Below are 1,178 nucleotides of genomic sequence, written 5' to 3' on the forward strand. Positions count from 1 at the left end.
AAATTTTATAATTTATCATTAGAATCTTTTAAACAAAAACCCCCTTTAAGCTTTATGAAAACTTAAAGGGGACTCTTCATTTTACAATCAATCAAAGATTACAGCATTTAGCGCTCTTGTATTAACATTGGCTGCCAAAAGGTTAGTCCCTGTTACATTAATTCTAACCTCATAAGTTTGTGTTCCTGCCCCTGGTGTATCAACCCATGTAAGGTTAGGAATATCACCATATACACGAACCGAACCTGCCGATTTTTCATCCTGAGAATCAACAGACACTTGTGCGATAGCGCTGTTATTTCTATACAATGTAAAAATTATACTGTATTCAAAAGTAGTAGCTGGCCCTATGATAATATCAACTTCAGCCATAGAATCGAGTTTTATATTCTGTCCAGCTGAAGAGGTAACAGTTGTCGTTAGAATTGGTGTTTCGCTGCCAACTGTGAGTGAAACAGGGTCAGTTGACTGCGCCAGTGTTCCCAACAGACTTCCCGGACCCGTTGCGCCTGTTGGACCTGTTGCTCCCGTCGGACCGGTGGCTCCCGTTGCGCCTGTTGCTCCCGTCGGACCTGTCACTCCGGTCGGACCCGTCGCTCCTGTCGAACCTGTTGCTCCTGTCGGACCTGTTGCTCCCGTCGGACCTGTCACTCCTGTTGCTCCTGTCGCTCCCGTGGCTCCCGTTACTCCTGTTGCTCCCGTCGGACCTGTCGCTCCTGTTGGACCTCCTCCACCCTCAACACTCAATAGAGCAACATCATCCACCAGCACGTTTGCAGTTCCCACCTGTGGAATGTTGTTGATCAAAATGAATGCCTGGGTGGTGCCAGAGGGAGCCGGTGAAGTTGTTTGATAGACTTCAAGCCATGTCCCATTTTCGGCTGCCGGTATTCTGCTTGACGGCACAGTGGCAAACAGCCCGTATCCGAGAAAATTAAATTGACTGTCAAAATAAGTAACCTGTATCGTTACAGAAGGTGCCGGGAGAAAGCTTGCTCTCGCAAGAGAAACAAGAAATTCGCTTCCTTCCCCCGCCCTGGCCGGAACAAATTGAGCAATATATGATGTGACTGTTCCGCCAAGAAATCTCGCAGAGAAAAAACCTGAATGCGAAAACTGGCTTGTAACAGATGCGTTTACGCCTAACCAGGACGAGAGGGTACCTGTCTCAAAACCCC

General features: G+C 47.5%; 1 protein-coding gene. It reads right to left on the bottom strand.

What is annotated here, in order from left to right; translation table 11 throughout:
• Nucleotides 1–87: 87 nt before the first annotated feature.
• The coding region (locus ACWHAR_RS22330) for an NTTRR-F1 domain (RefSeq protein WP_452087865.1) at nucleotides 88–1,178 on the bottom strand (1,091 nt) is incomplete at its 5' end.

The organism is Bacillus sp. LR--39 (assembly GCF_053613335.1).